This is a genomic window from Rothia sp. 11273D007AR, assembly GCF_053547255.1.
In genome coordinates, this window is sequence record NZ_JBPPWJ010000014.1 from 14,401 (window position 1) to 28,909 (window position 14,509).

Annotated in this window: 13 protein-coding genes; 8 read left to right on the top strand and 5 right to left on the bottom strand. The window is 60.1% G+C overall.

The features are described 5' to 3' along the window. Complete coding sequence (locus tag ACED88_RS08620) at positions 1-537, top strand: asparaginase (RefSeq protein ID WP_237211986.1); 537 nt, start codon at positions 1-3, stop codon at positions 535-537. Positions 538-618: 81 nt separating this feature from the next. On the opposite strand, the gene ACED88_RS08625 is transcribed toward ACED88_RS08620, so the two are convergent. After that, positions 619-1,272: a potassium channel family protein gene (locus tag ACED88_RS08625; RefSeq protein ID WP_135011890.1), complete on the bottom strand. Its 654-nt coding sequence runs from the start codon at positions 1,270-1,272 to the stop codon at positions 619-621. Further along, positions 1,263-1,955, bottom strand: a complete 693-nt coding sequence (locus ACED88_RS08630; protein ID WP_237195506.1) for a potassium channel family protein — start codon at positions 1,953-1,955, stop codon at positions 1,263-1,265. The genes ACED88_RS08625 and ACED88_RS08630 overlap by 10 nt, the downstream gene beginning before the upstream one ends. 188 nt (positions 1,956-2,143) lie before the next feature. Between ACED88_RS08630 and ACED88_RS08635 the strand changes: the two genes are divergently transcribed. After that, positions 2,144-4,096, top strand: a complete 1,953-nt coding sequence (locus ACED88_RS08635) for an APC family permease (RefSeq protein ID WP_449109358.1) — start codon at positions 2,144-2,146, stop codon at positions 4,094-4,096. A gap of 38 nt (positions 4,097-4,134) precedes the next feature. Beyond that, positions 4,135-5,595 carry a class I SAM-dependent RNA methyltransferase gene (locus ACED88_RS08640; RefSeq protein WP_449109359.1) on the top strand — a complete coding sequence of 487 codons (1,461 nt, stop codon included), beginning with the start codon at positions 4,135-4,137 and terminating at the stop codon, positions 5,593-5,595. Positions 5,596-5,771: 176 nt separating this feature from the next. On the opposite strand, the gene ACED88_RS08645 is transcribed toward ACED88_RS08640, so the two are convergent. The 3 genes from ACED88_RS08645 to ACED88_RS08655 form a co-directional block, all read right to left on the bottom strand. Continuing rightward, positions 5,772-6,365, bottom strand: coding sequence for a hypothetical protein (locus tag ACED88_RS08645; RefSeq protein WP_449109360.1), 594 nt, complete (start codon positions 6,363-6,365; stop codon positions 5,772-5,774). Then, the gene (locus ACED88_RS08650) at positions 6,362-6,598 is read right to left on the bottom strand and encodes a helix-turn-helix domain-containing protein (protein ID WP_449109361.1); all 237 of its coding nucleotides are present in this window, start codon (positions 6,596-6,598) and stop codon (positions 6,362-6,364) included. Before ACED88_RS08650 ends, ACED88_RS08645 begins: the two co-directional genes overlap by 4 nt. Before the next feature lie 196 nt (positions 6,599-6,794). Then, positions 6,795-6,992 (bottom strand): DUF7455 domain-containing protein, encoded by a 198-nt coding sequence (locus ACED88_RS08655; RefSeq protein WP_135011882.1) that lies wholly within the window; start codon positions 6,990-6,992, stop codon positions 6,795-6,797. A gap of 200 nt (positions 6,993-7,192) precedes the next feature. On the opposite strand from ACED88_RS08655, the gene ACED88_RS08660 reads away from it, so the two are divergent. The 5 genes from ACED88_RS08660 to cydB all read left to right on the top strand — a co-directional run bounded on the left by ACED88_RS08660 (position 7,193) and on the right by cydB (position 14,455). Further along, complete coding sequence (locus tag ACED88_RS08660; protein WP_449109362.1) at positions 7,193-9,286, top strand: DNA gyrase/topoisomerase IV subunit B; 2,094 nt, start codon at positions 7,193-7,195, stop codon at positions 9,284-9,286. A 328-nt stretch (positions 9,287-9,614) separates the two neighbouring features. Next, the gene (locus ACED88_RS08665) at positions 9,615-10,316 is read left to right on the top strand and encodes a hypothetical protein (protein WP_449109363.1); all 702 of its coding nucleotides are present in this window, start codon (positions 9,615-9,617) and stop codon (positions 10,314-10,316) included. Positions 10,317-10,486: 170 nt separating this feature from the next. Continuing rightward, entirely contained in the window at positions 10,487-11,503 is a 1,017-nt protein-coding gene (locus ACED88_RS08670; protein ID WP_449109364.1) for a malate dehydrogenase, read from the top strand. A gap of 283 nt (positions 11,504-11,786) precedes the next feature. Next, on the top strand, positions 11,787-13,358 hold the full coding sequence (locus tag ACED88_RS08675; protein ID WP_449109365.1) for a cytochrome ubiquinol oxidase subunit I: 1,572 nt from the start codon (positions 11,787-11,789) through the stop codon (positions 13,356-13,358). A gap of 17 nt (positions 13,359-13,375) precedes the next feature. Continuing rightward, positions 13,376-14,455, top strand: a complete 1,080-nt coding sequence (cydB, locus tag ACED88_RS08680; RefSeq protein ID WP_449109366.1) for a cytochrome d ubiquinol oxidase subunit II — start codon at positions 13,376-13,378, stop codon at positions 14,453-14,455. Positions 14,456-14,509 lie beyond the last annotated feature (54 nt).

Below are 14,509 nucleotides of genomic sequence, written 5' to 3' on the forward strand. Positions count from 1 at the left end.
ATGCCTGAGACTGAGTCTCCCTTTACCCAGCAGCGGGCTGCCGGGCCGGTGACCCGCCTGGAAGAGTACCCCGAGCGGTTTCGCGCCAGGGCCGCCGGGCGGGTGACCCGTGTGCACATGTCGCATGTGGGGGCTAACCCCCGGTTCGAGGTGACCCTGCTGGTCGATAAGTCTAAGCCCCTGCCTCCGGCGAAGACCCACCCCATGACGGGTATGCCCATTGCAGAGACCGGTGAAGATCTTGATGACACCACTGATGTGAGCACCACCGAAGACACCTCAACCGGCCAGATTTCTGTGCTGGATGAGGAGACCGGCTTCACCACCCGGTTTAGTGTCAACCGGGCGGCTCCCCGGGTGCTCTACCCGGAGTTCCCGCCGCTGAGCCCAGGTACGGTGCTGACCCTGATTTGGCAGGGCCAGCGTCAGGTGCCGGGAATAGAGGCAGGCGGCTATCTTCGGGTCTCGGGCATGCTGAGCACCCGCGAGAAGCCCCTCATGTACAACCCGCGCTACGAGATTGTTCCGGCCCTCTAGTAGCAGGCACAAGGACGCCGGCCCCACCTTCTTCGCCGAAGGTGGGGCCGGCGTCCTTTTTACTGATAAGCACGAAGAGGGCTAGCTGAAGAGGGCGCGGATGTCGTCCTCACCGGTGGGGGTGGTGATGAAGAAGAGCTCGTCGCCGCCCTCAATCACGTCGTCGCCGCTGGGGGTAATCGGTACCCCGTCACGCAGGATAGCGGTAAGGGTGGTCTCGTAGGGCCACTGAACGTTATCGACGGTATGACCAATAATCGGGTGGTCGGTGGGTACGGTGTACTCGACCAGGGTAGCGCTGCCGGTCTTGAGGGTCAGCAGGCGCACGACGTCGCCCACCTCAACGGCCTCTTCCACCAGTGCGGTCATGAGGCGCGGGGTAGAAACCGCAACGTCCACGCCCCAGGAGTCGTCGAAGAGCCACTCGTTTTTGGGGTTGTTCACGCGGGCCACGGTGCGGGGCACCCCGAACTCGCTGCGGGCCAGCAGCGATACCACCAGGTTGGTTTTATCGTCGCCTGAGGCTGCCACGATGACGTCCGCGTTCTCGGGCTTGGCCTGGCGCAGGACGGATAGCTCGCAGGCGTCCCCAATCACCCAGTGGGCGTGCTGAATGTCGCTGCGGGAAATCGCCTCGGGCTTGATATCGATAATGGTGACCGTGTGGCCGTGGGAGAGTAGTTCGCGGGCGCTTGATGAGCCCACCGAGCCAGCGCCGATAACGATTACTTCCATTCCAGATCCCCCTCAGCGTTGCGTGCCGGGGGAGCACTCAGCACCCTGGCAATGTCGTTGATGTCTTCGGTGCGCATCATGGCGTGCACCGTATCGCCCTGCTGGTAGGAGGTTTCCTTGGTGGGGAGCATACCCTCCCCAAACCGGGTCAGGTAGGCCACGCGCACACCGGCAGCCTGCTCAATCTCGGTCAGGGCGTGCCCAGCCCAGTCCTCGTGCAGCTGCAGCTCACCGAGCATCAGGCGGCCCGAAGCCTCACGGAAATCACCGGCCATAGCCTGCTCCGGCAAAATGCGGCGCAGCACCTGGTCGGTCGACCAGCGCACCGCAGCCACCGTGGGAATACCCAGACGCTGGTAGAACTCAGCCCGGTTGGGGTCGTAGATACGGGCCACCACGTGCTGCACCCCAAAGGTCTCACGGGCTACACGAGAGGCAATAATGTTGGAGTTATCGCCAGAAGACACCGCGGCAAAAGCGTAGGCGTGCTCAATACCGGCCCGCTTGAGGGTCTCGCGGTCAAAGCCCACACCGGTCACCTTCTTACCCGCAAAATCCTTGCGCAACCTGCGGAAAGACCGGTCATCCTGATCGATTACAGCAACCGAATGACCTGCATCTTCTAGGGTATGGGCCAGCATAACGCCCACACGACCAGCACCCATAATCACAAAATGGGGCACTTAGCACCTCACGAAACCACGACGGAAACAAACATAAACCCCGCACAGCAGGGTTGCCTCTAGTCTACGCCCGGCGGCCCCACCACCCAACCGGCGCGCCATAGCCGCGCGGGGGCGTCCTGACCCACGAGCAAAATGTGCTGTGTATAGCTGTGTTTTCCCCGCTCTACCGACTACGGTTAGAGCCTGTGAGAAATATTAGGAGCGCGGCCACCCGCCTGATTTTTGGTGCCCCCGTCACCAGCAGGCACGCCAAGAAGGGCAACCTGCCCAAACGCCGTGCCCTACCCCTCTTCGGGGCGGACGGGTTCTCGTCGGTTGCCTATGCCCCCGACGAAATTCTGCTGACCCTGCTCCTGGCCGGCCACGGGGCCCTAGCCTACTCGCCCCTGGTGGGGTTGGGCATTGCCCTGATTTTGCTGGTCGTGGTGGGTGCCTACCGCTATAACATCCAGCATGTGGGGGAGCATGGCGACTTCGCCCTGGTGCACCAGCACCTGGGGATAACTGCCGCTATCGTGCTGGGCGCTGCCCTGATGGTTGACTTTATGCTCACGGTTGCGGTGTCCCTGTCTTCTGCTGCCCAGTACCTTGAGTCGATTACCCCGGTACTGCTGGGGCATCAGCGGCTGATTGCCTGCTCCCTTATTGCTCTGGTGACCTTTATCTGCCTGCGCGGCCTCAAGGTGATGCTGCGGGTGTCGCACCTTCCCTCTTATGTCTTTTTGGTTCTGCTTGCGGTAACCGTGGCCTGCGGTCTCATTGCGGACGCCACCGGGCAGCTCGGGCGCGCGGTATCGGCTGAGTATACGGTGGTGGTACCTGACGGTGCTGCCGAGGTGCTGACCACCCAGCTCGGTGTTGGCCTGCTGTTGGTGAGGGCTTTTGCCTCTGGTTCTGTAGCGCTGACCGGGGTAAACACCGTCAGTAACGCCGTGAAGGCCTTTGCGCCGCCGCGTCAGCGCAACGCGGCCACCAGTCTGATGGTGATTGGCGGTCTGTCTGCCCTCTCCCTGCTGGGGGTGCTCTACCTGGCCCGGCAAACCGGGGTGGTCAGCGTCCTTGACCCGGCTCAGGGGCTGCTGATCAACAGGCAGCCCGCGGGCGAAGACTTCCACCAGGTACCCGCTCTACTTCAAATCACCGACGCTATCTTCGGCATCCCCCTGGCCAGCGTCCTGCTGGGCGCAGCCACCATTGGCGTGCTCATCGTGGCGGCCATGACGGCCTTCACCGGCTTCCCCATGCTAGCGACCACCATCGCCGCGAAACAGTACCTGCCGGTGCACCTCTCAGCGCGCAGCTCCACCGCGCTCTACGCCAACGGTGTGCTGGCCCTGGGGTTCAGCTCTATGCTGCTGGTCGCTATCGTCGGCCCCAACGTGCACGCCCTGGTGCAGATGTACATCGTAGGTGTCTTTACCGCCATGACCCTCACCCAGTACGCGGTGCTCCGCAACCGCTGGCGGGCCCAGCGCATCACCCTCGACACCAAAAAACGCCGCACTCTCTGGCGCGATATCGGTATCAGCGCCATCGGTACCGGCGCCTCGGTCACGGTGCTCGTCGTTATCATCCTTACCAAGTTCACCCACGGTGCCTGGTTCACCGTACTCCTCATACTTCTTCTGACCTGGCTCATGATAAAAACCAACACACACTACAGCGCCATCGACCGGCAGCTGGCTCTCTCAGCCGATCCCGACCAACTGGCCGCAGACCGGGCCCTGCCCTCCCGCGTCCACGCCCTCATCTATGTTGAGCGGGTGCGCAAACCTGTGCTCCGGGCCCTGGCCTACGCGCGAGCTTCCCGCCCTTCCTCTATCGAAGCTCTGGTGGTGAATGTCGATGAAGCCCGCACCCGCGAAAACATCGACACCTGGGAAACCCTCGAACTGCCCGTCGACCTGACCGTACTGGACTCGCCCTACCGCAACCCCGCCGCCAGCGTGCTCGAATACGTGCAACAGATGCGCCAAAAATCCCCCCGCGACGTACTTGTGGTCTACCTACCCGAATACGTGGTCTCCTACTGGTGGCAGGGCATCTTCCACCGCCGCACCGTGCACAAACTCAAAGCCCGCCTGCGCCACGAACCGGGCGTCGTTGTAGCCTCCGTGCCCTGGCAAATCGAACGATAAACTAAAACCCACCGAGCCACCCTCAAAGCGAGAAACACATGTCTACCACCCCCACCACACCCGAACCCGCTATCGGTGACCTCCTAGAACTCACCCCCGAGCGTCCGGCCCACGGCGGCGCCCTCGTCGCTAGAGCGGGTGACCGCGTCATCTTCGTCCGCCACGGAGTCGTGGGGGAGACCGCCACCGCCCGCATCACCGGTCGCGGCCCCAAAGGCCGCTTCTTCTTCGCAGACGTCGTCTCCGTAGAGACCCCCGCACCAGAGCGCCGCCCCCACCCCTGGGCACCGGCGGACGCGCTCGCATCCGCTCACCCCCTCGGCGGCATGGAATACGGCCACTTGGACCTAGCGACCCAGCGGGCCTACAAGCAGCAGATTGTGAAGGAACAGCTGGTGCGCCTGGGTGGGGTACCTGAACATCACCCGCTGCTGGCTTCACTGCCCGTTCACGCCCTGCCCGGTGATGACCGGGGGCTGCACTGGCGCACCCGAGTACATTTTGCGGTGGAGCGCGAGAGCCAGCAGATTGCCATGTTCCCGCACTCTAGCTCGGTGCCTGTGCCTGTCACGGGTTTTCCCCTGGCCGATGAGCGCATCGAGGCCCTAGATCTGCACCGGCTCAAACTAGCCGGTATTACCCGGGTTGATGTGGCGGTTTCCGCCACCGATATGGTGGCCGTGGTCTTTACCGTATCTGCCCGCACCACGCCTGCCGAGGTTGCCGCGGATATTGAGGCCCAGACCCGCGCCCTCTGGGGGCCGCTGGAAGAACGCATGATCACCCTGGTCTTTGCCCCCGAGAAAAAGGGCGGCCGCCGCCGCGGCACCAAACCCGCCGACATCATCGCCGGGGCCGCCACCCCCAACCTGCTGGAGTCAGCCACCGTCTACGCCCAGGACTTCTACTGGAACGTGGGCGCCACCGGCTTCTGGCAGATTCACCGGGCTGCTCCCGAGGTGCTGGGTAACGCCGTGCTTGAGGCCGCCCGCCTGAAAAAGGGGATGACGGTCTACGACCTCTACGCAGGTGCTGGCTTCTTCACCGCCCTGGCCGCTGACGCGGTGGGGGACAGGGGCACGGTGCTGTCGGTTGAGGGGTCCCCTGTGACCAGCAGCAACGCGTCCGAGAACTTTGGCGACGAAGGCCCATCACGTACCCACAGGTCTGAACGGACGCGCGTGCGCGTCGAACGCGGAGACGTGGGGCAGGTGCTTGAGCAGGTTTCTACAGAAGTCTCTGCTGGGCGCTTTGCCGCCCCGGATGTCGTCATTTGCGACCCTTCGCGTGAGGGTGCTGGCCGGGCAGTGATGGAACAGGTTTCTGCCCTGGCCCCCCAGCGGATTATCTATGTGGCCTGCGACCCGGCTGCCCTGGGCCGCGATACCGGCTACCTGCGGGCAGCAGGCTGGCGGCTGGAGTCGGTTGAAGCGTTTGATATGTACCCCAACACCCACCACGTCGAAGCGGTGGCAGTCTTTAGCCGGTACGGGGCCTAGGCAATATGCTGCGAAAGTAGCAGAATCTCTGAGGCTTATTCAGAAGAGGTTACGCAGGCTCACGCTCGCTGCCGACCCTCTCGCTGGTTCGCTAGCGCTCACAAGCGATTCACGCCAGCCCCGAGCCAGCAGCTTCGCTGTGAGCCTGCTTCACCTAATCCTTATGAATAAGCCTTCTAGATGGTTCCGTCTGAGTCTTCTTGCAGAGTTATTCCTCGTCGTAGGGCTCCCTCAATAAAGAACAGGGTGGCAATAAAGAGAACTGTTATTAGACCCTGGTCGGACATAAAAGTTGGTTCCCACTCAAGTTTGCTAAGCCCAGCAGATTTTTCTATTCCGCGGGCGGTTAAAACGGTGAGTAGGGAGTACCCAATCATTCCGACCAGCAATACAATGGGGGCGACCCGAAGGCGGTTCAGCGCCCTGAGCGTGAAATCTGCCTTGCGGTAAAAAGACTTCGCGACCTGATGAAGAAGTACAGCTACACAAAGGTACATGAGGAACTTCCAAGCAAAAGCTGACCAAGCCAGAATCTGGGTGCCTGTGCTCAGCCCCTCCGAGCTGACCCAGTAGGTACCACCCTCTAGCTCAGGGTTGTAGCGGTGAAGAGAGCTGGGAATTCCATGCTCTGGCCACTGCACAAAGGCAACATAAAGAATAAGAACTACAGCAAAAGCTGTATAAATCGTCGCAACTGAGAACTGGTGTTCAGCAGGTTGGGGCCTGGTACGGCCGCCTGTAAGACCAAAATAGTTTGATAGAGCTTTCATGAGTCTTTTCCTTCGTCCTTGTAGGTAAAGATGTCCCCGGGGGTGCAGTCGAGCACCCAGCAGAGGGCGGTGAGGGTGGTAAACCGGACGGCACGGGCGCGGTTATTTTTCAGTATGGAAAGATTTGCAACAGAGACCCCTACTTGATTTGAGAGCTCCACCAGGCTCATGTTGCGCTCTGTAAGGAGGTCATCTAAGTGGCAGGTGATGCTGTGTTCTTCTTCTGATGGCATGCGGTCCTTTGCTATATGAATAGCATATTGATTATCAATATGCCCCCATCGTTTCATATTGAAAATCGATATGCAAGACCTCTTTGAATCTTTCACACATCAGAAAAGACCATTTAAATCAGAAAAACCCACCTAGTTGGTGGGTTTTTCTGATTTAGGTGGTACCTACCCGGTGGGGCGGGCAGGGGAGCAGACGTTAGCTCAGGCGGTCAGTCTGGTCGTCCCACTCGGCCGCTACAGCGCGCAGGGCCTCTTCCTTGGCACGAGCATGGTGGCCACAGAAGAGCAGGTCGAGACCTGACTCCATCACCACACGCACATAGGCCTGGGCGCCGCAGGCATCGCAACGGTCAGCAGCGGTCAGTTCGCGGCGGGTCTCAAGAGTTGCACTCACGATAGGCTCCTTTCAAAAGCTTTCTTCCTCACCCTCCATACAACCACCGACCGGGCTGCCCCGCACGTCCTTTCGCCCACAGCGCTAAACCCGCCCTCCCCGCCTGCCGGCCGCGGGCGTCCGCGCCGCCAAAGACCCACCAAACCGAACACGTGTACTACACTAGATAGGCACCCCGTCCATACCTGCAGGAGAGTTTCGTGGCAGCAAACAACTACACCGCCCGCAACCTATCGGTGCTCGAAGGCCTCGAAGCCGTGCGCAAGCGCCCCGGCATGTACATCGGCTCCACCGACTCGCGCGGCCTCATGCACTGCCTCTGGGAAATCATCGACAACTCGGTCGATGAGGCCCTGGCCGGGTATGGGCAGTCCATCCAGGTTATCCTCTACAAGGACGGCTCCGTTGAGGTTCAGGACGACGGCCGCGGCGTGCCCACCGACATCGAACCCCGCACCGGCCTCTCCGGTGTAGAGGTGGTCTACACCAAGCTGCACGCCGGCGGTAAGTTCGGCGGCGGCTCCTACAACGCCTCGGGCGGTCTGCACGGTGTGGGTGCCTCGGTCGTCAACGCGCTCTCTTCCCGCCTGGACGTACAGGTGGACCGCGGCGGTAAGACCTACCAGATGAGCTTCCGCCACGGAGTGCCCGGCATCTTCGAGGACTCCCGCACTCCCAAGCCCGATGCCCCCTTCACAGCCTCATCCGACGCCCTGCAGGTGGTGGGCAAGGCCAAGCGCGGGGTTGCCGGCACCCGCGTGCGCTACTGGGCCGATCCCATGATTTTCACTCCGGACGCCCGGTTCAGCTACGAGAACCTGGCGGCTCGTGCGCGCCAGACCGCCTTCCTGATTCCCGGCCTGCGGATTGCCGTGCGCGATGAGCGCCGTCTGCCCGGCACACCCGGCGAGTTCGAGACCCACGAAGAGGTCTTCCAGCACGATGGCGGTATTTCTGAGTTCGTGGACTACCTTGCCCATGACCAGGCCGTGACCGACATCTGGCGCTTCACCGGCACCGATACCTTCACCGAGACCGTCCCCGTGCTCGATGCTGAGGGGCACTCCCAGTTGACCGAAGTGGAACGCGAGTGTGAGGTTGATGTTGCCCTGCGCTGGGGTACCGGCTACGAAACCAAGCTGCGCACCTTCGTCAACATCATCGCCACCCCCAAGGGCGGCACCCACCAGACCGGCTTTGAGCAGGGTCTGCTCAAGACCTTCCGCAAGCACATTGCCGATAATGCGCGAAAGTTCAAGGCGGGCACAGACAAGATTGAAAAGGACGACGTGCTGGCAGGGCTCACTGCCGTGCTCACCGTTCGTCTGGCTGAGCCCCAATTCGAGGGCCAGACCAAGGAGATTCTGGGCACCCCGGCGGTGCGGCAGATTGTCTCTAAGGTGGTGGCCCAGCAGCTTGCTGCCAAGCTGGCTTCGACTGCCCGGGGCGAAAAGGCGCAAGCTGCGGCTGTGTCTGAGAAGGTTGTTGCTGAGATGAAGGCCCGTATTTCTGCGCGGGTTCACAAGCAGGCCCAGCGGCGAAAGAACGCCTTGGAGTCTTCATCTATGCCGACTAAGCTGGTGGACTGCCGGTCTACTGATGTTGAGAAGTCTGAGCTTTTTATTGTTGAGGGCGATTCAGCTTTGGGCACCGCCCGCCTGGCTCGTTCTTCTACCTATCAGGCCCTGCTGCCGATTCGGGGTAAGATCTTGAATGTTCAGAAGGCTTCACTTTCTGACATGCTGGCTAATGCTGAGTGCGCCGCTATTATTCAGGTGATTGGTGCCGGATCTGGTAGAACCTTTGATCTGGAGCAGAAGCGCTACAACAAGATCATTATGATGACTGATGCTGATGTGGATGGCGCCCATATTCGCACCCTGCTTCTGACTCTTTTTTACCGTTATATGCGTCCCCTGGTGGAGCAGGGCCATGTTTATGCAGCTGTGCCGCCCCTGCACCGGGTTGAGGTGGTTAATAGGGGTAAGGCTAATGAGATGGTCTATACCTATTCTGAGCGGGAACTGCATGAGCTTCTTGACCGCCTAGAGGCTGAAGGTAAGACCTATAAGGAGCCGATTCAGCGCTATAAGGGCTTGGGCGAGATGGACGCTGACCAGCTGGCTGAGACCACCATGGACCCGCGCCACCGGATGCTACGCCGGGTGCGAGTTGAGGACGCTGAGGCCGCTGAGCGGGCCTTTACCCTGCTGATGGGCTCTGAAGTTGCCCCCCGCAAGGACTTCATTATTCGTGGAGCCAACAAGCTAGACCACACCAGCATCGACGCTTAAGGGCAGGGAAGAGCTGGGGAGGAAGTACTTTCTCTGATAGACAGGAACTAGCTCTAAAACCTGAAATTAATAATTTTCCCTTGTGAAAGCCCAGTTGAATGGAACTGTTGCTATTTTTTAAGCAAGTCACTGTTAGGGAATTTGTACAGGTGTGTTTAAAGGTACTTAATGAATACTAGTTTAGTGTTAGGTGGAGAGCGCTCGCTGGGGTAGTCTTTGTAAAGGCTAATTGCTTTCGATGAAAGTGTCGCAGATTAGCCGAATCCCCCAGTTGGGCAGAGCCTTAAAGCTTGCCTGACATTTACTAGTTGAAGGAATTAAATAAATAATGTCAAGCGAAATCACTCGCCGTAGCATTGCTAAGGGAGCTGCCTGGGCTGCTCCTGTTGTTGTAGTGTCAGCTGCTGTACCCGCCTATGCGGCATCCACCTGTGCATCCCGGGTTACTGCTGGTGGTGGTCGTGCAATTGACTTCGGTATTGTGAAGACTGGTACTACCTATAACTCTGTTGGTTACGGTTACAAGGTTGATGTTCAGAACCTGCCTGATAACGTAACTGTTCAGACCGTAACCGTTCGTGTTATGCAGCAGGGTCGTGTTGAAGGCACCCCTGGCCCTGGTTTCTTCCACCCCCGCCACATCACTTCTAACATGCGCACCCGTCCTGCCCAGATGCCTTACACCCCGACCGCTGGTTCAGGCTGGACTGGTACCGTTGCGAATAACCAAACCGCGGTAAACCACACCTACGTTAATGGAACCACCCTGAGTTCCTGGGACATGGTCTACACCTGGCAGGCTTCCCGCGATAGACTGTCAACCACCTACACCGATGATCCCAACACTGCTTGCCGAACCTTTACTACCGGTAGCTCAGGTATGTTTACCATCCGCTGGGACGGTGTTATGCCTATGACATCAACCACTGATACTCGTAAGACGTCCACTTCAGAATTTCTTGCAACCGTAACCCTATCTGACGGTCGGGTTCTCACCTATCAGTCTGGAGTTGCTGTCTACAAGGGATAATAGTCAATAACCTGAAAAATAAATAAGAATGCGTAAATGTTCCCTGGCTGATTTTTGGCCAGGGAACATTTGTATCTGCTATTCCCCACCCCTCTAGGGTCTGGCGGGCTGGGGGAGTTGGGGCCGCGTTGTGCCGGGTTTTCTGGGCCAGACTTGGTATAATGTAGCCTATGACACATGCAATGAAGCACCCTGTAACTATCACCGTCACTGGAGCCGCCGGGCAGATTGGCTACGCCAGCCTCTTCCGAATTGCCGCCGGAGAGCTCCTTGGCCCAGAAACCCCCGTCAATCTGCGACTGCTTGAAATCCCAGCCGCCCTGACCGCAGCTGAAGGCACCGCCATGGAGCTGACAGACTGCGCCTTCCCCCTGCTTGAATCTGTCGATATCACCGACGACTCCTCCGTTGGCTTCGACGGCACCAATATCGCCCTGCTCATTGGCTCCCGCCCCCGCACAAAGGGCATGGAGCGTGCCGACCTGCTTGAAGCTAACGGCGGTATTTTCTCGGTGCAGGGGAGGGCCATTAACGACCGGGCCGCTGACGATGTGAAAGTAGCTGTGGTGGGCAACCCGGCTAATACCAACGCCCTCATTGCCGCCTCCCACGCACCGGACGTCCCCCTGGAGCGCTTCACCGCCCTCACCCGCCTTGACCACCACCGGGCGGTTGCCCAGCTGGCTGCCGCCACCGGTGCTACCGTGCCCGAAATTGACGGCATCACCATCTGGGGTAACCACTCTGCCAGCCAGTACCCCGACCTCTTTCACGCCACAGTCGGCGGCCGCCCCGCTATCGACGCCCTTGCCGACAAGAACCTTGGCCAGACCTGGATCGAAGAAACCTTCATCCCCACCGTCGCCCAGCGCGGAGCCGAAATTATCGCGGTGCGCGGTGGGTCCTCCGTCGCCTCCGCTGCCCACGCCGCCCTAGCCCATGTGCGCGACTGGGTCCTGGGTACGGGGGAGCAGACCACCTCAATGGCAGTGCCATCCGATGGATCCTACGGTGTGCCCGAGGGGCTCATCAGCTCCTTCCCGGTCAGGTGTTCATCAGGTGGATATGAGATTGTTCACGGTTTACGGCACTCAGATTTTGCCAGCCAGCGCATCGCGGCCTCTGTGGCTGAGCTGGTTGAAGAGAAGGACGCCGTCGCCCAGCTTGGCCTGCTCGGCCCCCGCTGAGGCGCCCGCCCCGGTGTGACTAGACAAAGTGTCACTAACTGGGTGCCCGGTGTAAAAAACCTATCGAGACTCCCGCTGAGCCCTCTAGGGCAGCGGGAGTCTTAGCGTTTAAGTGACCTTTAGTGAAGCGTCAAATCACCTGGTGAAGAGGTCAAAACTACCCTAAGGGCACGCTCATGCTAGCCCGCTATCCTAGAGCAAAACACACCCGCACCGTTGCGCCGGGCCCACGGCAGGTTGCCAGCCCGCAGGCGGTGCATCACTTTAACTCTCAAGGATGTCAATGGATCCCCTCGAACTAGCGCGGTGGCAATTCGGTATCACCACCGTCTACCACTTCATGATGGTTCCGCTGACCCTGGGCCTGGGCGCCGTCGTATCTGGCTTCTACATCGCCTACGTGCGAACTAAGAAGCACGAATACAAGCGCATGACCAAGTTCTGGGGCAAGCTCTACCTCATCAACTTCATCATGGGCGTTGCAACCGGCCTTGTGCAGGAATTCCAGTTCGGTATGGCCTGGAGCGAGTACTCCCGCTTTGTGGGCGACGTCTTCGGTGCCCCTCTGGCGATGGAAGGCCTGCTGGCCTTCTTCGTTGAGTCCACCTTCTTGGGCCTCTTCATCTTCGGCTGGGACAAGCTGGCACCCAAGGTGCACGCAGCCTGCCTGGTGATTGCTGTAGCGGCCTCCTGGCTCTCTGCCTACTTCATCATCGTGGCTAACTCCTGGATGCAGCACCCTGTTGGCGTTGAAATGATTGACGGCCGCCCCGTCATGACCGACGTCTTAGCTGTGCTGACCAACAACACCGCCCTGGTTGCCTACCCCCACGCTATCTTCGGTGCCCTGCAGGTCGCCGGTGGCTTCCTGGTCGGTATCGCCTGGTACAAGCTCTGGAAGCGCCGCCGCGACGGCATTGATACCATCGGGGAAGATGGCAAGGTTATCGTCGGCGAAACTACCGAAGGCGCCCGCGACAAGACCGACTTCAACGTCTGGTTCAAGTCCCTGCGTATCGGCGCTATCGTTGGCTTTGCAGCCTTCATCGGCACTGCCTTTACCGGTCACCACCAGGCCCAGCTCATGATTGAGCAGCAGCCCATGAAGATGGCAGCGGCCGAGGCAGCCTGCCACGACGGCACCGGCTTCTCTGTCCTTTCTCTCTCATCACCTGGTGCCCAGAACTGTGACGAGGTTCATGCAGTGATTGAAATTCCCGGCCTGCTCTCCTTCCTGGCCTACAACAACTTCACCACCGACGTCCCCGGCATCACCACCCTGCTGCCCCAGTACGAAGAAACCTACGGCAGCACCATCCCCGATAACCCCGAGCTCTACGGGGAACGCGCCGGTACTGAGGTCGAGTACCTGCCCCTGATGGAAGTGACCTACTACGGCTTCCGCGGCATGATCACCTTCGGCGGCATCAGCGCCCTCTCCTTCCTCTACGTTCTGTGGGTAACCCGCAAGAAGGGCGAAGGTACCGTACCCGAAGCCAAGTGGATTTCCTACCTGGCAATCGCTGGCATCCTGGCCCCCTTCGGTGCCAACGCCACCGGCTGGATCTTCACCGAAATGGGCCGTCAGCCCTTTGTGGTTGCCCCCAACCCCGATGGCAACCCCGCCATCATGATGTTTACCGCGGCAGCTGTCTCACCCGGTGTTTCGGGCTACGAGATTCTCTTCTCGCTCATCTCCCTGGGCCTGGTATACGGCGTCCTGATGGTTGTCGAGGTCTACCTGCTGGCTAAATACGTCAAAGCAGGTGTCGCAGCGGCCATGCCCGAGCTAGTTGAAGACCCGCACGATAACGACGAGAAGAACGACCGCGACGTGCTCGCGTTCGCCTACTAAGAAAGGGGCTTACACACATGTTTGAGCTTTTTGCTGACCAGCCTCTTCTGCCGACTCTCTGGTTCGCCGTCATCGGCTTCTTCTGGGTGGGTTACATCATTCTGGACGGCTTCGACCTGGGCGTAGGTATGCTCATGAGCCGAATCTTCGCCAAGAACGAGAAGGAACGCCGCCTGCTGCTGAACACCATCGGCCCCGTCTGGGACGGTAACGAGGTCTGGGTTGTTACCGCTGGCGCCGCCACCTTCGCGGCCTTCCCGCTGTGGTACGCCTCCCTCTTCTCGGCCCTCTACATCCCGCTGACTCTGGCCCTGCTGGCCCTGATTTTCCGCGCTGTTGCTATCGAGTACCGCGGTAAGAAGGACTCAGAGCGCTGGATCGCCGGCTGGACCCTGGCTATCTCCCTGGGCTCCTTCTTCATCGCCTTCCTGGTCGGTGCCCTGCTGGCTTTGACCTCCACCGGCCTGCCCATCAACGCAAACGGTGACCGTGTAGGCGGTGCCTTCGCCTGGCTAACTCCCGCTGTCTTTATGGGCGGCCTGTCCATGGTCGGTGTTTCCCTGGTTATGGGTCTTGCCTTCATCGCGCTGAAGACCGACGGCGAGGTGCGCCACCGTGCCGGTGCTGCCCTGGTCAAGTTCTCACCCCTGCTGGTGCTCCCGGTTGTCGTCTGGGTCGTTTACATGCAGGTGACCACTGGTAACGGCATCTCCTACGCCCTGACCGTCCTTGCTGTACTGGCTCTTGCCGCTGCCTGGTTCTTCGCCAGCCGCAGGAGCGAAGGCAAAGCCTTCTCCGGCTTTGCGGTATTTGTGGGCTTCGGCGTGCTGGCTATCTTCCTAGCTCTGTACCCCAACGTCCTGCCCTCAACCCTCGATGAGGCCTACAACCTCACCATCGCTAACGCCTCAAGCTCCGAATACACCCTGAGTGTGATGAGCTGGGTTGGTCTCTTCGGTATTCCGATCCTGCTGGTCTACCAGAGCTGGACCTACTGGGTCTTCCGCAAGCGCCTGCGCGTTGAGAGCATCCCCGATGCTCACGATGCCACCGAGCTGGCCACCCGCACCACTCGTGCAAGCGCCCACAACGCCTAGCAGCTAGCTCACGGCGTAGAGACGAAAGGACGTCGGGAGCAGCCCCCGGCGTCC